The sequence below is a fragment of the Candidatus Devosia phytovorans genome (assembly GCA_029202405.1).
Taxonomy (GTDB): domain Bacteria; phylum Pseudomonadota; class Alphaproteobacteria; order Rhizobiales; family Devosiaceae; genus Devosia; species Devosia phytovorans.
In genome coordinates, this window is sequence record CP119312.1 from 2,184,995 (window position 1) to 2,204,115 (window position 19,121).

Consider the following 19,121-nt stretch of genomic DNA (forward strand, 5'->3'; position numbering starts at 1 on the left):
CATGCTCGACTTCATCGTCAGAATCCTGAGGATGCCGCGTGTCGTGCTGACCGTCATGGTCATCATGGTCGGCGCGGGTGTCTCGGCCTATGTGTCGCTGCCCAAGGAAAGCTTCCCGGCAATCGACGTCCCCTATCTCTACGTCTCGATCAGCCAGACGGGCGTTTCGCCGCGTGACGCGGAAAACCTCCTCGCCAAGCCGACCGAGGAAGAGCTGGCAACCCTGCCGGGGCTCGAGAATATCAGCTCCACCTCGACCACCGGCCATGCCTCGATCTTCCTCGAGTTCGACATCAATACGGACAAGGACCAGGCCCTCGCCGATACCCGCGCCCGCATGGATGCGGTCAAGGCCGAGTTGCCCGACGAGGCCAATGAGCCAATCGTGGCGGAAATCGACCTGGTCGGCACGCCGATCATTTCCGTGGCCGTGTTCGGCAATGCGCCGGAAAAGGAACTGGTGCGCCGCGCCGAGGACCTGCAGGATCACCTCGAAGGCCTGGCCGATGTGCGCGAGGCAGAACTTTCCGGCGGGCGCGACGAAATCCTCGAGGTCAAGATCGACCTGCTGCGGCTCGAAGCCTATGGGCTGACTGCCAGCCAGCTGCTCGATGCGCTCAATCGCAACAATATGGTGGTGCCGGGCGGTACGCTCAACACCGGCCAGGGCTCGTTCAATATCGAAGTGCCGGGCCTGATCACCAATCCGGCCGACGTCTACAACCTGCCGCTCAAGACCGACGGCAATAGCGTGGTGACCTTTGGCGATGTGGCCACGATCACCCGGACGCTGGAAGACGCGACCGCCTATACCACGGTCAACGGCTCCCCTGCCCTGATCCTGGGCGTATCCAAAAAGCTCGGCACCAATATCATCGACGTATCGGGCCAGGTGCGCGCAGCGACTGCAGAATTTGCCAAGGACTGGCCGTCGGGCGTGCAGTATTCCTTCTTCCTCGACCAGGCGGAAACGACCAATTCGATGTTCCGCTCGCTGGAAGCAGCGGTGCTGACGGCCGTGGCGCTGGTGCTGATCACCTGCGTGGCCACGCTTGGCGTGCGTCCGGCGATCATGATTGGCCTGTCGATCCCGCTGTCCTTCATGATGGCGTTCCTCGTGGCGCAGATGCTGGGCATGACCATCAACATGATGGTGATGTTTGGCCTGGTCATCGCGGTGGGCGTGCTGGTCGACGACCCTGTGGTGGTGGTCGAATATGCGGAGCGAAAACTGCAGGAAGGCGTCTCGAAAAAAGAGGCGTTCATCCTGGCCGTGCGCAAGATGTTCATCCCGGTGGTTGGCGCCACCGCGACGACGCTGGGCGCCTTCGTGCCGCTGCTGTTCTGGCCGGGCATCATCGGGAAGTTCATGGCCTATCTGCCGACCATCGTGATCATCGTGATGATTGCGTCGCTGATCTCGGCACTGATCTTCATGCCGGTGATCGGCGCGGTGATCGCCTCGACCCATGTGGACGAGAAGGCCAAGGAAGCTGCCGACGTCGTGATGTATCCCGACAAGTTCGACGCCAAGAAGGTGCGCGGCGTCACCGGCGTCTATGTGCGGACCATGGAGCATCTGCTGCATTGGCCCATACCGACGCTGGCGGTGGGCTTCGGCATCATCGTGGCGATCTTTGTCGCCTATGCCACCAACCCGACCGGCAGCGAGGCCTTCCCGGCTTCGGAACCGGAATTCGCTACGGTGGCCGTGGTCGGTCGCGGCAATTACTCGCCGGAAGAAATCCGCGACATGATGAGCGAGATCGGCGACGAGATCATGCAGGTCCAGGGCATCCAGGACGTGATCATGCAGTTTGGTGACACGGGCGCCTTTGGCACCATGCCGCCCGACACGCTGGCCAATTTCCAGCTGCAGCTCACCAACTACAACAATCGCGTCAAGGCCGAGGAAATCTTCGGGCAGATCCGCGAGCGGATGACGCAGTTTTCGGGCCTCGATATCCAGGTGCTGGCGGCCGAGAATGGCCCGCCCGCGGGCAAGGACATCAACCTGCGCGTGGACAGCACCAACTATGACGACCTGGTTCCGGTCGTCGCGGCGATCCGGGCGCATCTGGAATCCATGCCCAATACGGTGGATATCGAAGACGGTCGCCCCTCCCCCGGCATCGACTGGCAGATCACCATTGATCGCAACGAGGCCGGCAAATACGGCATCGGCGTCCGCGAACTCGCACCCTATGTGCAGCTCGTGACCTCGGGCGTGGAACTGGGCACCTATCGCGATGAAGAGACCGGCAAGGAACTCGACATCAAGGTGCGCCTGCCGGAGAACGAACGCACGTTCGACGCGCTGGATTCGATGCGCATCGCCACGTCCAATGGCATGGTGCCGGTGAGCAATTTCATCGAGCGCACGGCCGTGCCCAAGGTCGCCAATATCCAGCGGCGCAACCAGGTCTACCAGATGCCGGTGGCTGCCGGTCTCGCCAACCTGCCGGAGGGCGTCTATGCCGCCGACAAGGTGGCCGAGGTCCAGGCGTGGGTCGAGGAACAGAATTTCCCCGACTCCATCACTGTGGCCTATACCGGCGCTGAAGAGCAGATGGGCGATGCCAATGCCTTTATCGTGCAGGCATTTGGCGCCGCCATGTTCCTGATCTTCTTCATCCTGCTGCTCGAGTACAACAGCTTCTACCAGGTGATGGTGACGCTCTCGACGGTCATCATGTCCGTGGCCGGTGTGCTGCTGGGCATGCTGGCGACGGGGATGAGCTTTTCGGCGATCATGACGGGCCTGGGCATCGTGGCGCTGGCAGGCATTGTGGTGAAGAACGGCATCGTGCTGATCGACACCTATAATGACTACAACCGCCATCAGCATGTGGAGCCGGTCAAGGCGATGCTGCTGACCATCGGGCAGCGCGTTCGCCCGGTGCTGTTGACCGCGTTCCTGACGGCACTCGGCGTCATCCCGATGTGGGCCAATGTCGAGTTCGACTTCATCCGCCGCGAAATCGTGGTCGGCGGGCTGGCCGGTTCGTGGTTCATCCACCTCTCCGCAGCGCTGGTCTCGGGCCTCTTCTTCTCGACCGCCCTGACCCTCGTCATGGTGCCGGTGCTGATCACCGCCCCAAGCGTGATCTGGGGACAGATGAAGGGTACCGGGCACCAGTTCGATCGCCTGCGCAACTATGTGAGCGGCGGCTGGCGCAAGCCGGCGGCGGCAGCCCCGGCAGGGTTCGACGGCATGGCCGTGGAAATCCCGGCCGACGCTGACGGCAGCAAGCGCTATATTGTCAGCCCGGACGCAGGCCTCGACAACAAGGGCAAGGATGCGGCCAACAGACCGGATCGGCCTGAGGCGGCAGAATAACGAGACAGACGAAAGGCCCGCAGCAATGCGGGCCTTTTGGTTTGATGCACTTGCATAGTTAGCTAATTTAGCTATATTTGCGGTTAGCTATTTTAGCTGACGGAGTTTGTCGCCATGGCTGTATTCAACGCAACTGATGCCAAGAACAAGTTCGGGCAAGTGCTGGAAATGGCGCAGGCTGGACCGGTGCGTATCCAGAAGAACGGGCGTGATGTCGGGATCATGCTGTCACCCGAACAGTATGAGCAGATGAAATCTGCCAACGCGGCCCCACAGGTTCGTCCGCTCGTGGAAGAATTGCTGGAGCGCAGCATTCAGCGGCGCAGGTCACTTTACGAGGCACTGGCGAAATAGGTAAGCGGGGATGCCAAGCTACCTGACGTTGGAAGAGGCCCTTCGCATCCACCGGCGGATGCTTGAGGAGTTTGGTGGCGCTAAGGGCATAAGGGATGCAGGGCTGATCGAGTCAGCCCTGTTGCGCCCGCAAACCGGCTACTATGCCGACCTGATCGAAGAAGCCGCCGCCCTTTGGGAGAGCCTCGCGATGAACCATGGCTTCATCGACGGCAACAAGCGCGTGGCCTACGCCTGCGTCGAACTGTTTTTGCAATTGAACGGCGTCGATATCTATCCGGGCAATGACGATATCGAGGCGTTTATCTACCGCAACATCGAGGGCGGCACTTTCAACAAGGACGTCATCGAGCGCTGGCTACACGAGCACACCGAGCCCTTCTCACTCGATCAGTCGTAGCTGAGCTTGGGGTACCAGTCCTTGCCCCTGCCCTCGGGCGTAAAGTCGAGGATGGTCCAGAGCGCGGCGATGTCGGGGGCGTCGCGGGGATCCTGGTCGGGGTCGGCCATGTCGCCGGTCATTTCGCTGGCCCAGAACAGGCGGACCTCGTCGCCATCGCGCTTAAAGACGATGAAGGCGGGGATTTCGCCGCCGTCCTCCATGATGAGGCCAAGGTCATTGGCGTAGTCGTCGCCCAGGGTCTGGATGAAATCGAGATGCTTCCAGCCGCGTTCCTCGGCGAAGTCGCGCTGGCGTTTGACCGGGCTGCGACCGAGGATCTTGAAAGCGACGCGCTGCTTGATGTCGGCGGCATTGCCTTCGACGCTCCCCAGCCAATTGGTGCACATGGGGCACGGACGTTTGCGCTCGGGACCATACATCCAGAAATAGGTGACCAGCGTATCCTTGTCGCCAAACAGGTCCAGCAGGCTGAGGTCGCTGCCATCGGCGTCGAGGAAGCGGTAGTCCTTGTCGATGACGGGACCGGGGGGCAGCGCCTGTCGCTGTGCGCTGAGGCGCGTCATGTGGCGGCGGAACTCGATCTCTTCGGCCAGCAGGGCCTCGCGGGCGGCGCGGTATTCAGCGGTTTCGCCGGGGAACGGGGTTTTGGCACCGCGGGCGAGGTCGGCGGCGGGGGTGAGCGTGGTCGTCATGGCAATGCTCCATCACTTGTGTGCTGGAGCAACAAGCTGGGGCGGCGCAGGTTCCTGATATGTGATCGAGCGGAGGATGGTCGTCAACCCGGAAGGGCCTATCCCGAGAGGGTACCCCCTCCTAACCTCCCCCTGATAGGGGGAGGGACCGATCGAGTTTGGCGCCCGCCCAGCAGGCTATTCCGCTGCCGGGGTGCCGCGTTTGACGAAGCCGTCGGGGTCGTTGGCGGTTTCGAGGAGTTTTTCTTCGGCCTCGGTGGCTTCGCGCTGGCGGCTCCACATCTGGGCGTAGAGGCCATCCTGGGCGAGAAGCGCTGTGTGGCTGCCGCGTTCGGCGACAATGCCCTCGCGCAGAACGAGGATTTCGTCGGCGTTGACCACCGTGGACAGACGGTGAGCGATGACGACGGTGGTGCGGTTTTTCGAGACCACGTCGAGGGCAGACTGGATGTCGCGCTCGGTCTTGGTGTCGAGGGCCGACGTCGCCTCATCGAGGATGAGGATGGACGGCGCCTTGAGGATGGTGCGGGCGATGGCAACGCGCTGCTTTTCGCCGCCCGAGAGCTTCAGGCCGCGTTCGCCGACGGGCGTGTCATAGCCATGCGGCAGGCTCTCGATGAAGGGCCCGACCTGGGCCATGGCGGCGGCAGAGCGGACGTCTTCGCGGCTGGCGCCGGGGCGGCCATATTCGATGTTGTAGCCGATGGTGTCGTTGAACAGCACCGTGTCCTGCGGGACCATGCCGATGGCGGAGCGCAGGCTTTCCTGAGTGATGGCGCGCAGATCCTGGCCATCGATGGTGATGGCGCCACCCGTCACGTCATAGAAGCGGTAGAGGAGCCGGGAGATGGTCGACTTGCCGGCGCCGGTGGGGCCAACGATGGCGACGGTCTTGCCGGCGGGCACTTCGAAACTCACGCCCTTGAGAATGGGACGCTCGGGATCGTAGTGGAAGGTGACATTGTCGAAGCGGATGACCGGGCCGGTGACGGCGAGCGGCTTGGCATCGGGCGCGTCGACGACCTCGGCCTTCTGGTCGAGTAGCTTGAACATTTCCTCGATGTCGGTGAGGCCCTGGCGCAGCTCGCGGTAGACGAAGCCGATGAAGTTGAGCGGGCGATAGACCTGCATGAGGAAGGTGTTGAGGAGGACGAAATCACCCAGGGTCAGCGTCTGGTTCATGACGCCGACGACGGCCATGATCGAGATGATCAGGAAGCCGGCATAGAAAATGACGGCCTGGCCGAAGTTGAGGAAGCCCAGCGAGGTCCAGATGCGGATGGCGGACTTTTCATAGCCGGCCATGGAGGCGTCATAGCGTTCGGCCTCCATCTTCTCGTTGGCGAAGTATTTGACCGTTTCGTAATTGAGCAGGCTGTCGATGGCCTTGCCATTGGCATCGGTGTCGGAATTGTTCATGTCGCGGCGGATGGCGATACGCCAGTTCGACGCCTTGATGGTGAAATAGAGGTAGCCCCAGATCATCACCACGAGGACGCCGAGATAGCTGACGCCGAAGAGCCAGACGAAGATCACGGCGGTGACGACGAATTCGACGATGGTGGGGGCGATGTTGAGCATGGCGAACCGGACGACCGTTTCAATGCCCTTGGTGCCGCGCTCGATGACGCGACTGAGCCCGCCAGTGCGGCGCGCCAGATGGAAGCGCAGCGACAGGCGATGCATGTGGTGGAAGGTTTCGAGTGCCAGCTTGCGCACGGCATGCTGACCGACGCTGGCGAACCAGACGTCGCGCAGCTGCTGGAAGCCGGCATCGATGATGTTGCCGAGGACGTACGCAATGACCAGCACGATGGGCACGGCGAGGCCCATGACGACGGCATTGTTCGGGGCGGAGCCATCGAGGTTGTCGATGATGCCCTTGTAGGCGAAGGGGATCAGCGTGGTGGCGACCTTACTGGCCAGCAGGGCGCCAATGGCCAGCACGACGCGCCAGCGCAAATCCGGGCGATCGGCGGGCCACATATAGGCCCAGAGGTTGCGAATGGTCGAAAAGATGGAGCCTTCGTCCGCGCTAACGGACGGTTTTGCAGGCGCAGCGCTGTCAGACGACATCAGGCGGGTTCCGCTTCCAGTTTTGTCGGTGCGGGGGCGAAGCCCGCGATCATGCCGGAATAGGCGCTGCCAAGGGCGGCGAGCCGGTCATACTGGACGATATAGCAATTGCGTGTGCCACGCGGACGACGCTCGATCAGGCCCGCGTCGAGGAGGACCTTGATATGCTGGCTGACGGTGGACTGGGCCAGGGTCAGTTCATCGGTGACATCGGCGCAGCAGCATTCGCCGCGCTCCTGCTTGGCCAGGATGCGCAGGATGTTGAGCCGCACCGGGTGGCCCATCGCTCGCATGATGTTGGCAATGTCGTCGTCGTGCATGGCGTGTCTTGGTGCGTGTCTTGGGTTGATCGTCATTTACCGATAAAATGGGTAAGGGCGCGACAATAATCAATGGCCCACCTGTCAGCGGGCCATTTTCTGCGCAGTTATTTAGTTGGGCAGGTCGAAAACCTGGCCGGGATAGATGCGATTGGGGTCGCGGATCTGGCCGGTATTGGCTTCGTAGATGGTGGTGTAGCGGATGCCTTCGCCATAGACGCGGCGGGCGATGGTCCAGAGATTGTCGCCGCGACGGATGATGGCCTTGCCGGCGGCGAAGCGCTCGGAATCGGGGCCGCCGACGGAAATGGCCACCAGGGTTGGCACGGCGTCAGTGGCGGTTTCCGGCGTGACAGCAGGTGTGGCTTCGGCGACGGCGACATCGGGCGTTTCTACGGGCGCCGGTGCTTCGGCGACCGGTGCCGGTTCGGTTGCTGCAGGCTCGGGCGCCTGGGCAACGGCGGTGGGCGCTTCCTCGGCCGGGGCTTCGATGCGGAAGTCGACTTCGGCGCGGGCCGTGACGTCGGCGCTGTTGGGAGCAAGGACGTCGATGCGGACGCGCTGGGTGGGCTTGGTCAGCACATTGCCACCCTCGACGAGCCAGCGACCGTCGGAGACGGTGGAATCGGCGACATAGGCATCATCGACATAGAGGCGAACATTGGCGCCTTCATCGGCAGCGCCGGCGAAGAAGGTGCGGTCGCCTTCGATCTCGATGGCGTCGATGGTGGGTGCGACAGTGGCAACGGCCGGCGCGGCAGATGCGGGTGGCGTGGCCGGGGCAGGATCGGCTGCGACAATGGTGGGTTCGGCGGCGGGTGCCGGGGTTTCCGCTGGAGCCGCAGGTGGCGTTGCCGCCGTATCGGCAGCCGGCGCGACGGGTGCCGGGGCTGTGGCGGCAGGTTCGGCCGGCGTTTCTGCAGCCGGGGCGGCAGGCGTTGTGGTTTCGGGCGCAGCGGGGGCTGGCGGCGTGACCGGATCGGCAGTGGCGACCTGGGTGTCGATGGCGGGGCGATCAAGGCCCTGAAGAATGTCGCTGGCGGCGCCAGGCGTGCTGGCGACGACGAGGGGCTCACTGGTCTTGTCGTCATTGATGACGACAACGAAGGACTGGGCCGAGCGCCCTTCCTTGCCGGCTTCGGCCAGGGTGATTTCCGTGCCGCCGGGGGTGATGGGCGCATCGGGGACGATGACCCAGTCGCCGCTCGGCTCGACGGTGGCAGAGCCGATCAGGGCATCGTTGGAATAGACTTCCACTTCGGTGCCCGGCGTGCCGCTGCCGGCGATGACGACGGAGCCATCGGGCTCGGCGCGCAGCAGGCCGAAAGTGGCGCCGATCAGATTGTCGGGCACGTCGGTGGTTGCGGGCGGGGTGACGGCGAGTTCGGGCCCGGGGCTGACCGTGGCTTCAGGCTCGGGCGCCTCTGCGGGGGCGATCACGGCGACATCCTGCGGTGCTTCGGTCGGCTCTTCCGTATCCGCCACCACCGTCTGCGGCAGCAGGCCCGCATTGGTCATGGCGCCGCGCAGGCAGACGCCCATGCCGTCGGGAGAATTGAAGCAGGAGACGATGGTCGGACCGGTGAGCACGCCGACGATAACGACGAGGGTAACCGCTGCTGCCCCGACGGTGAGAGCAAGAGGTTTCTTGGGAGCAGTGTCGGCCAGTTCATCCTCCAGAACCGTTTCGGCAGTGTTCAGCTCTGCCCGGTTAGATCGTGCCCGCTGCCGTCTCAGTTTTCAACAGCTTGTAGGTGATTGATTCATACAGAGCTTCAAAGGAGGCATCAATGATATTGGGGGAAACGCCGATCGTGTACCAGCGCTCGCCCGTGCCATCGCGGCTCTCGACCAGTACACGGGTGACCGCGCCCGTGCCGCCGTCCAGAATACGCACCTTGAAGTCGACCAGTTCGAGGTCTTCGATGCGGGCCGAATACTTGCCCAAGTCCTTGCGAAGGGCCAGATCCAGCGCATTGATCGGGCCATTGCCCTCGGCGACGGACATCAGTAATTCGCCCTCGACGCGGATTTTCACCACCGCCTCGGTCATGGTGATTTCCTCGCCCTGGGCATTGTGGCGGCGTTCGACGCTGGCGCGATAATTCTCCACTTGGAAAAATTCAGGCAGCGTGCCGAGCACTTCATGGGCGAGGACCGCGAAGGAGGCGTCGGCGCCATCGTAGGAATAGCCGCGCGATTCGCGGTCCTTGACCTCGCGCAGCAGCTTTTCGAGGCGGGGATCGTCCTTGGCGAGGTCGATGCCGTGGCGGGCGAGCGCGGTCAAAAGGTTGGACTTGCCGGCCTGCTGGCTGACCATGATGGCGCGTTCGTTGCCAATGCTTTCGGGCGGGACATGCTCATAGGTGGAAAAATCCTTGAGCAGGGCCGAAGCATGGATGCCGGCCTTGGTGGCAAAGGCGGAACGGCCGACATAGGGCGCCTGGCGCATGGGGGCGCGGTTGAGGCGATCGTCGAAGGCGCGGGAGATCTGGGCGAGACGCGAGAGGCGGCTGGCATCGATGCCGGTTTCGAAGCGCTCGGCGTACCAGGGCTTCAGCGCCAAGGTCGGGATCAGGGTGATCAGGTTGGCATTGCCGCAGCGCTCGCCGATGCCGTTGAGCGTGCCCTGGATCTGGCGGACGCCGGCCTCGACGGCAGCCAGCGTATTGGCGACGGCCTGGCCGGTGTCATCATGGGCATGGATGCCGAGGTGGTCACCCGGGGCGACGGCCAGGACTTTCGTGATGATGTCGCGGACTTCGGTTGGCATGGTGCCGCCATTGGTGTCGCAAAGCACGACCCAGCGGGCGCCGGCGTCGAGGGCGGTTTGCACGCATTGCAGGGCATAGTCGGGATTGGCCTTGAAGCCGTCGAAAAAGTGCTCGCAGTCGATCAGCGCTTCCTTGCCGGCGGCAACGGCGCCGGCAACAGTGTCGCGCAGACTTTCGAGATTATCCTCCAGCGAGATTTCGAGCGCGATCTTGACCTGGTGGTCCCAGGTCTTGGCAACAAAGCAGGTGGCTTCAGCGGAAGAGTTGAGCAGAGCCTGGACACCCGGGTCATTGGCGGCGGAGCGCCCTGCCCTTTTGGTCATGCCGAAGGCGGTGAATTTGGCGCTCCTGGTGCGCTTGGTCTCGAAGAACTCGGTATCGACCGGATTGGCGCCGGGATAGCCGCCTTCGATGTAGTCGACGCCCAGCTCTTCGAGCAGACGGGCAATGGAAATCTTGTCCTCAAGCGAGAATTCGATGCCAGCCGTCTGGGCGCCATCGCGCAGGGTCGTGTCGAAGAGATAGAGGCGGTCTTTGGACATTAGCTCAACTCAAATGTCGTGTTTGTCTTGTCGTATTCGCGAACCGCGAAACCGGTGGCCACTTTTGCTGGGAACACTCCGTTTTTGGCCCTTTGGATCAGGGCCAATCCGATGTGTCGTGGTCGGGGTGCTGGTGGTTGGTCTGCTTGATCGCCGAGGCCCAGGCTTCCTGGCCGGTTTCGGTATCCCCGCCATTTTCGATGGTGATCAACGTCTCGAACCACGGCACCTTGCCCTCGTTGCCGGTATTGGCATGGGGCGGGAAGAGCTCGGGATGGTCGAGCGAGCCGATGGTGAAGTTGACGCGACCACCCTCGACATTGTCATAGAACAGCGGCGTCCCGCATTGGGCGCAGAAGCCGCGGTCGACATGCTCAGAACTGCGGAAGCGAGCGGGCGTGCCACGGGTCCAGGTGATGGCTTCGCGCGGCGCGGCCACGAGGGCGGCGAACACGTTGCCCACGGCCTTCTGGCACATGCGGCAGTGGCAGATGTGGGCATTGTCCAGCATTTCGGTGGCGTGATAGCGCACGGCGCCGCATTGGCAGCCGCCGCTGACCTCCATGGCGTATCGATCCATCACTTGTCTCCGCGCGGCGGCCAGTCGGCCGTGTCGTGGTCGGGATGCTGGTTGGAATGGATGCCGGCCATGAAACTGCTCCACTCGTCGGCATTTTCGCGCAGCGGCAGACTGCTGAGCTTTTCGAAAAAGGGCAGCTTTTCATGCGGATTGACCTGGATCTCGGGGGCCGCGACCTCGGGATGGTCGAAGGCACCGATGGCCAGCTCGAGGCCGAAGCGGGTTTCATAGGCCAGGGGCGTGCCGCAATCGCCGCAGAAGGCGCGGCGGGCGGCGTTGGAGGACTGGAACCACTTCGGCTCGCCACGGGTCCAGACGGCATTGTGAGCGGTGACCAGCGGGCCGAAGAAGCCGCCGAAGGCCTTCTGGCACATGCGGCAATGACAGATGGAGCCGCGACCGAGGCGGGTGACGCTGAAGCGGACGGCGCCGCACTGGCAGCCGCCGGCATGGGCTTCGGGGCGCTCTATCACCGTTTCATCTCCCATTTGGTGGCGCGCTGGCCGGCCTCGTTCTTGTAGTCCATCAGCGAGATGCCCTGTTCGGTCAGCTCGTTGCGGATGGCGTCGGCGCGGGCGAAATCCTTGCCGTTGAGCGCGTCGAGGCGGTCAGCGATGGCCTTGGCGATATGCGGGGGCGCTTCCCAGCCGTCGTCGGAGGTGAGCAGGCTATCTAGGCCGAAGCCGAGGAAGCGCAGGGTGGCGGCGAGGCAATGACGGGCATTGCCCTCCTCGCGATTGGCCTTCTTGGCGATGAAGTCCAGCGCCACCGAGGCGCGGTGGAAGTTGAGGTCGTCGGCCAGTTCCCTGACCACGCTGTCATCTGGCGCATCGCCTTCGGCAACCTCGGCCCCGCGGGCAGCGCGCTGCCAGTCGCGCAGCTTGGCCTCGGCTTCTTCGAGCCGCTTGACCGAAAAGTCGATGGGCTCGCGATAGTGGGTCATCAGCATGGCGAGGCGCAGCACGTCGCCGATCCAGGCGCGACCGCCCATGGTGCCGGTTTCGAGCAGATCGTTGATGGTGACGAAATTGCCGAGCGACTTGCTCATCTTCTGGCCTTCGACCTGAAGGAAGCCATTGTGCATCCAGACATTGGCCATGGCGTGGGTGCCATGGGCGCAACGGGACTGGGCGATTTCGTTTTCGTGGTGCGGGAAGATCAGGTCGAGCCCGCCGCCATGGATGTCGAAGGTCTGGCCGAGATAGCGCTCGGACATGGCCGAGCATTCGATATGCCAGCCGGGGCGGCCACGGCCCCAGGGGCTGTCCCAGCCCGGTTCGCTGTCGGAGGACTGTTTCCAGAGCACGAAATCGGCCGGGTTCTTCTTGTGGGCTTCCACGGCGATGCGGGCGCCGGCGAGATTGTCTTCGAGATTGCGGCCCGAGAGCTGGCCGTAGTCGGGCATGGACTTGACATCGAACAGCACTTCGCCCGAGGCATTGTAGGCGTGATTGTTGGCGATCAGGTCGCGAATGAGAACCTGCATCTGCTCGATATTGTCGGTGGCGCGGGGCTGGATGGTGGGCTCCAGTGCGCCCAGCGCCGTCGCATCGGAGAGGAACTGGCGCTCGGTCTTTTCGGTGACGCGGCGGATGGCCTCGTTCAGCGGCAGATCGGGAAAATCGCGCAGGGCGCGGGCGTTGATCTTGTCGTCGACGTCGGTGATGTTGCGCACATAAGTGACCTGCTCTGCGCCATAGGTGTGGCGCAGCAGGCGGAACAGCAGGTCGAAAACGATGACCGGGCGGGCATTGCCGATATGGGCGAAGTCATAGACCGTGGGGCCGCAGACATACATGCGCACATTGTTCGCATCGATGGGGGCAAAGGCCTCCTTGGTGCGGGAGAGCGTATTGTAGAGCGTCAGCGAAGTCATATGGTCCGTCCTCTGGGCCAAGCGCATTTGTGCTGGCAGACGGCTCTTCGGGTATCAGATTGTTTGGATGAAGAAGACCGCGCCGCCAACGAGTGGTTAGCAGGTAATAATGCAGGTCGAAATCAGAATGATCTGGTTCTTCATGGCGGCATGATTGAACGGCGTGTGGGCGGAAAGCAAGCCGAAAATAAAAAAGGCGGTCCCGAGGGACCGCCAATCGCTTTGGAGGCGATGGAACTGTTACGAGCGGAACTGCTGGTGGCACTGGCCGCAGGTGGCGCCGATGGCCTGAAGGGCGGCGGCGTAGCCGGCGGCATCACCGGTTTCGGCAGCAGCCAAGCCCGTTTCGGCAGCGGCGCGGCCGGTTTCGATGATGGCGGTGAAGCCTTCCCAGTTTTCCCAGATGGCAGGCAGCGCTTCGCTGTCGCCGACGATCGAGCCTTCGGGGAAGAGGGCGGGCATGTTGGTATAGTCGTCGAGCAGGGTCTGCATGGCGGCGACGGCCTCGGCACCGGTCAGCGGGCCGGCGCTGCGCAGGGTCTGGCCGTTGGTGCGCATGATCGCCTTGCGCGCCGTGACGGCTTCCTCGGGCGTGGCAGGCGCGACAAAGGCGTCCTGGGCGACGGTGGCCACGACGCCCAGCGTCATCAGGCCAGCAATGGCCATGGCGGAAATCTTCTTGATCGACATTGTTCGTTGCACCTCAACTTGCACCGGGGTCAGAGTTGCATGGCAAGATGACGGGCCCAACGCCCACACGCGAATGTTATCAAACATTTGCAACGTGTTGGCGTCAGGAGCTCGCTAGCGGATTCAAGACGTTAGACTAGGACGATCTTTTGCAGGATGTCGCCGAGGAGCGCCCTGCCGTCGTTGTCGATGGCGCCGATGCGGACCAGGTCGCCGGGCTTGAGGAAGGGCGTGCGGGCACGGCCGTATTTGAGTTTTTCGACGGTGCGGGCCTCGGCGATGCAGGCAAAACCGATACCGTCGCGCTTGATCGGCAGCGCTTCTTCGTGGCGGTTGGAGACGGTACCGCCGCCGATGATGGTGCCGGCGGCGAGGTCGCGGGTGCGGGCGGCTTCGACGATCAGGTCGGCGAAGTCGAAATGCATGTCGGTGCCGGCATTGGGCTGGCCGTAGAGCGTGCCATTGACCTCGATGCGGACGGGCAGATGCAGGCGATTGTCGCGCCAGGCCACGCCGAGGCTGTCGGGCGTGGCGACGACGGGGGCGAAGCTGGTGGAAGGCTTGGCGTGGAAAAAGCCGAAGCCGTTCTGCAGGTCATCGACCACAAGGCGGCGCAGGGAGACGTCGTTACAGACGGTGACGAGGCGGATGGCGGCGCTGGCCGTGGCTTTGTCGGCGCCCATGGGAACGTGGCCGATGATGACGGCGACTTCGGCTTCGAAATCGAGGGCGAGATCGGCATCGGTGACGCGGATGGGATCGGTGGGGGCGGAGAGCGAATCGGAGCCGCCCTGATAGAGCAGCGGCCGGGTGGACTGCAGTTCCTCATCCTTGCTGCCCTTGAGGCTGCGGACGCGTTCGAGGTGACTGAGATAGCCGGCGCCATCGATCCACTGATAGGCGCGCGGCAGCGGCGCAAGGGCCTGGACGGGGTCGAAGGGCTGGCCGGCGATGGCCCCCGCATCGAGCTCAGCCGAGAGCGCGGCAAGGGCCGGGGCCAGAGTGGACCAGTCATCGAGCGCGGCCTGCAGCGTCGGGGCGATGCGGCCGGCCGAGACATAGCGCGCGGAATCACTGGAAAGGACGACAAGCTGGCCGTCGGGCCGGGTATTGCGAAGCGTGGCAAGTTTCATTCTGGCGCAATCTCGAACTTGTGTGGCCCTGCAGCGCTACCACGCCGCGCGGTGACCGGTATAGTGTTGGCAATGGTGGAGAGTCTGAGGCTTGGCGCGTTTACAAATTGGAAACGCGGCCGCCTTGCCTTAAGGCCGACACATGGACGCGCGACGCGTCCGGGATCAGATTCGAGGACAGAGCTTGGGCAGCAATCGCACACGGGCCATTATCCTGACGGTGCTGGCGGCCATGCTGCTCGTGCTGGACGTCAACACGGCCTATGCACAGGCGGCGCAATGCGCCCAGCTCGACAATGCGCTGCGCCAGTTCGACCGCAATGCCGACTTCCGGCAGATGGGCGGGAACTCGCAAGCCGCGCAGCAGGCAGCGCGCGATGTGCAGCAGATGGAAAGCCGCTATGTGCGCGAGGGCTGCAATGATGCGGCGCGGGCCGGCCAGCAGCTGACCCGTCAATGCCAGCAGATTGGCCGCGAAGTGCTGCGGCTGCGCGATGTGGCATCGCAGGTCAGCCAGCAGGTGGACTCGGCCAATGCCGTGGCCGGCCAGCGCGAAGCGATCCTGCAGGAAATGGCGCGGTTCGGCTGCAATGCCGGTTCAAGCGCCGGCTTCAGCAATGAACGGCAGTCGGTGTTCGACCGTATTTTCGGCACGACGTCGGAAGGCGATTTCACCAATGGGCAGATGGTCGATGGCGGCGGCTATTGGGGTTACCAGGGCTATCAGACGGTGCGGACGGTCTGCGTGCGGCTGAGCGACGGCTATTTCTGGCCGATCAGCTATGCCACGCTGCCCGACTATGTGAGCCAGGATGCGCAGCAATGCCAGGCGAGTTGTCCGACGACGCCGGTGGAGCTCTATTTCTATGACAATCCGGGCCAGGAGCCCGAGCAGATGCGCAACCAGTATGGCGAGAGCTATACCTCGCTGGGGGCCGCCTTCCGCTACCGCACCGAACTCGACACCAGTGCCACGGCCAATTGCAAGGTGCCGGCGATTTCGCAGGGCACGATGAGCGTGGCGACGGGCAGCGATGGCTCGACGCGCACGATGATCGAGACGGCGGACCTCAACTTCCCGCTGCCGCTGCGCGATCCGCGCCGGCAGATGCCGGTGGCGGCAGTCGTGGCGCCTGCGCTGCAGGCGGCTGTGGTGGTGGATGTGCCCCTGCCCCGCGTGCGTCCGGCCGGCCCGGGCGAAATTGCCGTAACGCGGCCGGTTCAGACGGCGAGCCAGCCGGACCTGCGCCTCGTGCAGTTCGGCAACAAGGTGGTCAGGGTAGTCGGTCCAGACACGCCTTACGCCCAGCCAGCGGGAGCAGGGACTTAAGCTCGGGACCATCGTGACGGCCCGTCAGGGCCATGCGCAGCGGCAGGAAGAGCGCCTTGCCCTTGCGGCCGGTGGCGGTCTTGAGCGCGTCGGTCCAGGTGCCCCAGGTGGTTTCGTCCCAGGGCTCGGGCGGCAGCAGGGCCTTGGCCAGTGCCAGGAAATCGCGATCTTCCTCGGCGATGACGGGCTCTACCGGGCCAGTGACCAGCTTTGACCAATCGGCGATGTCGTCGAACTTGCGCAGATTGGCGCGCAGCAGCAGCCACATGGCTTCGCCTTCGAGGCCCAGGACGGAGAGCCGAGCTGCAGCGCCCTCATAGGGCAGCGCATGCAGCAGGCGGGCGTTGAGATTGTCGAGTTCGACGGGATCGAAACGCGCCGCGCCATGGCTGATCATCCCGAAATCGAGCCGGTTGGCGATTTCATCGAGGGTTTCATAGGTCTCGATGGGCAGGCTCGTGCCGGTGAGGCTGGCCATGATGGCCACAGCCATGGGCTCATAGCCTTCATCGCGGAAATCGCTGATCGACTGCGAGCCGAGACGCTTGGAGAAGCCCTGCCCTTCGGCGTCGGTGAGCAGATTGTGGTGGGCGAAGGTGGGGACCGTACCGCCCAGGGCTTCAAAAATCTCGATCTGCGTGCCGGTGTTGGAGACGTGGTCCTCGCCGCGGATGACATGGGTGATGCCGAGATCGATGTCATCGACCACGGAGGGCAAGGTGTAGAGATAGGAGCCGTCGCCACGCACCAGGACCGGGTCGGACATGGAGGCGGTGTTGACGGTCTGGAAGCCCTTGATCAGGTCCTCGAACTGGACTGGGCGGCCATCGAGCTTGAAACGCCAATGGGGCGTGCGGCCTTCGGCTTCGAGTTTTGCGCGGTCCTCGTCTGTGAGCGAGAGGGCAGCGCGATCATAGATCGGCGGCTTGTTGAGGAGGCGAGCGCGGGCGCGCTTGCGGTCGAGTTCGTCCTCGGTCTCGTAGCAGGGATAGAGGCGGCCGGCGGCCTTGAGCTTTTCGACGGCAGCGTCATAGAGCGCGGTGCGTTCGGACTGGCGGACGAGCAGGTCGGGCGTGACGCCGAGCCACGCCAGGTCCACTTCGATGCCGTCGGCATATTCGCGGGTCGAGCGGGCGTGGTCGGTGTCGTCCATGCGCAGGACATACTGGCCGCCGTGGCGTCGGGCGTAGAACCAGTTGAGCAGGGCCGGACGGGCATTGCCGAGATGGATGCGACCGGTGGGGGATGGCGCCCAGCGGACGATGATATTGGGGCTGGTCGTCATCCGATCACGCGATCCTTGTAGCCATTGGTGATGGGATAGCGGCGGCCGAGGCCGAAGGCTTTCACCGTCAGCTTGGGGCCCGGGGCGGACTGGCGACGCTTGTATTCGGCGATATTGAGCAGGCGCTCGATCCGTTCGACCAGAGCCTGATCGTGGCCCTGGGCGACGATCTCGGCAATGGAGAGTTCGTCTTCGACAATGCCCTTCAGGATCGCGTCGAGCACCGGATAGGGCGGCAGGCTGTCCTGGTCGGTCTGATTGGGCCGCAGTTCGGCGCTGGGGGCCTTGTCGATGATGGCCTGGGGGATGACTTCGCCGGCCGGGCCCTTGCAATCGCCGGGCACGTGGCTGTTGCGCCAGGCGGCGAGGCGATAGACCTCCATCTTGAACATGTCCTTGAGCGGATTGTAGCCGCCGTTCATGTCGCCATAGATGGTGGCGTAGCCAACGCCCATTTCCGACTTGTTGCCGGTGGTCAGCAGCATCGAGCCGAGCTTGTTGGAGACGGCCATGAGCACGACGCCGCGCATGCGGGACTGGATGTTTTCCTCGGCGAGATCGGGCGCGCGGTTGTCGAAGATCGGGGCCAGTTCGACCAGCGCGTCATCGACCGGATTGCCAATGGACACAATGTCGTAACGCACGCCAAGGGCCTCGGCGCAGTCCTTCGCGTCCTTGAGGCTGGCCTCGGAGGTGTAGCGATAGGGCAGCATGATGCAGTGGACGTTTTCGGCGCCCAGGGCATCGACGGCCATGGCGGCGACGACGGCGCTGTCGATGCCACCCGAGAGGCCGAGCACGACCTGCTTGAAGCCGTTCTTCTTCACATAGTCGCGCAGGCCGAGGACGCAGGCGAGCCAAGGGGCTTCATCAGTGGTGGTCAGTTCGGTGACTTCGCCATCGGCGCAGGTCCAGCCATTGTCGCCCATCACCCAGTCGGAGACGATGAAGTCGGTTTCGAAGCTCTTGCCCTGGAAGACCAGCTTGTTGCCGGGCTCCATGGCGAAGGATGCGCCGTCGAACACCAATTCGTCCTGGCCACCGACCTGGTTGAGATAGAGCATGGGCACATCGTCTTCGGCAACGCGGGCGCGGACGAGGTCTTTGCGGACATGCTGTTTGTTGGTCCAATAGGGCGAACCATTGGGGCAGAGCATGATTTCGGCGCCGCGCATGGCGAGGTGCTCGCAGACCGAAGTGTGCCAGATGTCTTCGCAGATCGGGATGCCGACGGGTACGCCCTTGATGACCACGGGATCGGGCAGCGGGCCGGCGGCGAAATAGCGCTTTTCGTAGAAGACGTCATTGTTGGGCAGTTCACGCTTGTAGCGCGTGGCGATGATCTCGCCGTTTTCGGCAACGACGACGGCATTGTGGAGGCCCGTCTTGTCCTGCCAGATCGTGGGCAGGATCACGACGGTGTTTTTGCCCTTCGTGTCGGCCACCAGATCATGCGCCGCCTGGATGGCGTCTGCTACGAACTTTGGCTTGAACAGCAGATCATCCGGGAAATAGCCGGTGAGGAAAAGCTCGCTCAGCAGCAGGATATCGGCTTTTGCGGCCGTGGCATCGGCCAGGGCCTGACGCGCCAGGGCGAGATTGCCGACGAGATCGCCGACCTTGGGATTGAGCTGCGCGAGCGCAATTCTGAGGCGGTCTGTCACGATGCTGCTGACCCGAGGCTGGAAATGAAACGCGCGCCACGGCAGGGAGCCGGACGCGCGCA

General features: G+C 63.6%; 16 protein-coding genes. 4 read left to right on the forward strand and 12 right to left on the reverse strand.

Annotated elements, in window-relative coordinates:
- Window position 1: 1 nt before the first annotated feature.
- From P0Y65_10825 to P0Y65_10835, 3 genes are all read left to right on the forward strand, one after another.
- Window positions 2-3,340: an efflux RND transporter permease subunit gene (locus P0Y65_10825; protein WEK02701.1), complete on the forward strand. Its 3,339-nt coding sequence runs from the start codon at window positions 2-4 to the stop codon at window positions 3,338-3,340.
- A 114-nt stretch (window positions 3,341-3,454) separates the two neighbouring features.
- Window positions 3,455-3,694 carry a type II toxin-antitoxin system Phd/YefM family antitoxin gene (locus P0Y65_10830; protein WEK02702.1) on the forward strand — a complete coding sequence of 80 codons (240 nt, stop codon included), beginning with the start codon at window positions 3,455-3,457 and terminating at the stop codon, window positions 3,692-3,694.
- A gap of 10 nt (window positions 3,695-3,704) precedes the next feature.
- Window positions 3,705-4,094 (forward strand): type II toxin-antitoxin system death-on-curing family toxin, encoded by a 390-nt coding sequence (locus tag P0Y65_10835; protein ID WEK02703.1) that lies wholly within the window; start codon window positions 3,705-3,707, stop codon window positions 4,092-4,094.
- Here P0Y65_10835 and P0Y65_10840 read toward each other — a convergent pair.
- The 10 genes from P0Y65_10840 to P0Y65_10885 all read right to left on the reverse strand — a co-directional run bounded on the left by P0Y65_10840 (window position 4,085) and on the right by P0Y65_10885 (window position 14,780).
- Window positions 4,085-4,789: a DUF899 family protein gene (locus P0Y65_10840; GenBank protein ID WEK02704.1), complete on the reverse strand. Its 705-nt coding sequence runs from the start codon at window positions 4,787-4,789 to the stop codon at window positions 4,085-4,087. The two genes, P0Y65_10835 and P0Y65_10840, sit on opposite strands and share 10 nt — an antisense overlap.
- A 177-nt stretch (window positions 4,790-4,966) precedes the next feature.
- Window positions 4,967-6,865 (reverse strand): ABC transporter ATP-binding protein/permease, encoded by a 1,899-nt coding sequence (locus P0Y65_10845; GenBank protein WEK02705.1) that lies wholly within the window; start codon window positions 6,863-6,865, stop codon window positions 4,967-4,969.
- Window positions 6,865-7,185, reverse strand: a complete 321-nt coding sequence (locus P0Y65_10850; protein ID WEK02706.1) for a metalloregulator ArsR/SmtB family transcription factor — start codon at window positions 7,183-7,185, stop codon at window positions 6,865-6,867. The genes P0Y65_10845 and P0Y65_10850 overlap by 1 nt, the downstream gene beginning before the upstream one ends.
- 111 nt (window positions 7,186-7,296) lie before the next feature.
- Complete coding sequence (locus P0Y65_10855; GenBank protein WEK02707.1) at window positions 7,297-8,775, reverse strand: LysM peptidoglycan-binding domain-containing protein; 1,479 nt, start codon at window positions 8,773-8,775, stop codon at window positions 7,297-7,299.
- Between the two features lie 121 nt (window positions 8,776-8,896).
- A complete protein-coding gene (gene cimA / locus P0Y65_10860; protein WEK02708.1) occupies window positions 8,897-10,501 on the reverse strand; it encodes a citramalate synthase in 1,605 nt (534 codons plus the stop codon).
- 97 nt (window positions 10,502-10,598) lie between these two features.
- Complete coding sequence (locus P0Y65_10865; GenBank protein ID WEK02709.1) at window positions 10,599-11,081, reverse strand: GFA family protein; 483 nt, start codon at window positions 11,079-11,081, stop codon at window positions 10,599-10,601.
- Window positions 11,081-11,554, reverse strand: coding sequence for a GFA family protein (locus P0Y65_10870; GenBank protein ID WEK02710.1), 474 nt, complete (start codon window positions 11,552-11,554; stop codon window positions 11,081-11,083). The genes P0Y65_10865 and P0Y65_10870 overlap by 1 nt, the downstream gene beginning before the upstream one ends.
- Window positions 11,551-12,957 carry a cysteine--tRNA ligase gene (gene cysS / locus P0Y65_10875; protein WEK02711.1) on the reverse strand — a complete coding sequence of 469 codons (1,407 nt, stop codon included), beginning with the start codon at window positions 12,955-12,957 and terminating at the stop codon, window positions 11,551-11,553. The genes P0Y65_10870 and cysS overlap by 4 nt, the downstream gene beginning before the upstream one ends.
- Window positions 12,958-13,197: 240 nt before the next feature.
- Window positions 13,198-13,647 carry a cytochrome c gene (locus tag P0Y65_10880; GenBank protein WEK02712.1) on the reverse strand — a complete coding sequence of 150 codons (450 nt, stop codon included), beginning with the start codon at window positions 13,645-13,647 and terminating at the stop codon, window positions 13,198-13,200.
- 131 nt (window positions 13,648-13,778) lie between these two features.
- Window positions 13,779-14,780: a fumarylacetoacetate hydrolase family protein gene (locus P0Y65_10885; protein WEK02713.1), complete on the reverse strand. Its 1,002-nt coding sequence runs from the start codon at window positions 14,778-14,780 to the stop codon at window positions 13,779-13,781.
- A 184-nt stretch (window positions 14,781-14,964) separates the two neighbouring features.
- On the opposite strand from P0Y65_10885, the gene P0Y65_10890 reads away from it, so the two are divergent.
- On the forward strand, window positions 14,965-16,110 hold the full coding sequence (locus tag P0Y65_10890; protein WEK02714.1) for a DUF2865 domain-containing protein: 1,146 nt from the start codon (window positions 14,965-14,967) through the stop codon (window positions 16,108-16,110).
- Here the strand turns inward: P0Y65_10890 and gltX are convergent.
- The gene (gene gltX / locus P0Y65_10895) at window positions 16,055-17,395 is read right to left on the reverse strand and encodes a glutamate--tRNA ligase (GenBank protein WEK02715.1); all 1,341 of its coding nucleotides are present in this window, start codon (window positions 17,393-17,395) and stop codon (window positions 16,055-16,057) included. The genes P0Y65_10890 and gltX overlap by 56 nt on opposite strands.
- A complete protein-coding gene (locus P0Y65_10900) occupies window positions 17,392-19,059 on the reverse strand; it encodes an NAD+ synthase (protein WEK02716.1) in 1,668 nt (555 codons plus the stop codon). The genes gltX and P0Y65_10900 overlap by 4 nt, the downstream gene beginning before the upstream one ends.
- Window positions 19,060-19,121: the final 62 nt, after the last annotated feature.

Excerpts from the sequence above, each read along its gene's own strand:
- P0Y65_10825 (WEK02701.1), top strand. The coding sequence starts at position 2 with ATGCTCGACTTCATCGTCAGAATCCTGAGGATGCCGCGTGTCGTGCTG.
- P0Y65_10830 (WEK02702.1), top strand. The coding sequence starts at position 3,455 with ATGGCTGTATTCAACGCAACTGATGCCAAGAACAAGTTCGGGCAAGTG.
- P0Y65_10835 (WEK02703.1), top strand. The coding sequence starts at position 3,705 with ATGCCAAGCTACCTGACGTTGGAAGAGGCCCTTCGCATCCACCGGCGG.
- P0Y65_10840 (WEK02704.1), bottom strand. The coding sequence starts at position 4,789 with ATGACGACCACGCTCACCCCCGCCGCCGACCTCGCCCGCGGTGCCAAA.
- P0Y65_10845 (WEK02705.1), bottom strand. The coding sequence starts at position 6,865 with ATGTCGTCTGACAGCGCTGCGCCTGCAAAACCGTCCGTTAGCGCGGAC.
- P0Y65_10850 (WEK02706.1), bottom strand. The coding sequence starts at position 7,185 with ATGCACGACGACGACATTGCCAACATCATGCGAGCGATGGGCCACCCG.
- cimA (WEK02708.1), bottom strand. The coding sequence starts at position 10,501 with ATGTCCAAAGACCGCCTCTATCTCTTCGACACGACCCTGCGCGATGGC.
- P0Y65_10865 (WEK02709.1), bottom strand. The coding sequence starts at position 11,081 with ATGGATCGATACGCCATGGAGGTCAGCGGCGGCTGCCAATGCGGCGCC.
- cysS (WEK02711.1), bottom strand. The coding sequence starts at position 12,957 with ATGACTTCGCTGACGCTCTACAATACGCTCTCCCGCACCAAGGAGGCC.
- P0Y65_10880 (WEK02712.1), bottom strand. The coding sequence starts at position 13,647 with ATGTCGATCAAGAAGATTTCCGCCATGGCCATTGCTGGCCTGATGACG.
- P0Y65_10885 (WEK02713.1), bottom strand. The coding sequence starts at position 14,780 with ATGAAACTTGCCACGCTTCGCAATACCCGGCCCGACGGCCAGCTTGTC.
- gltX (WEK02715.1), bottom strand. The coding sequence starts at position 17,395 with ATGACGACCAGCCCCAATATCATCGTCCGCTGGGCGCCATCCCCCACC.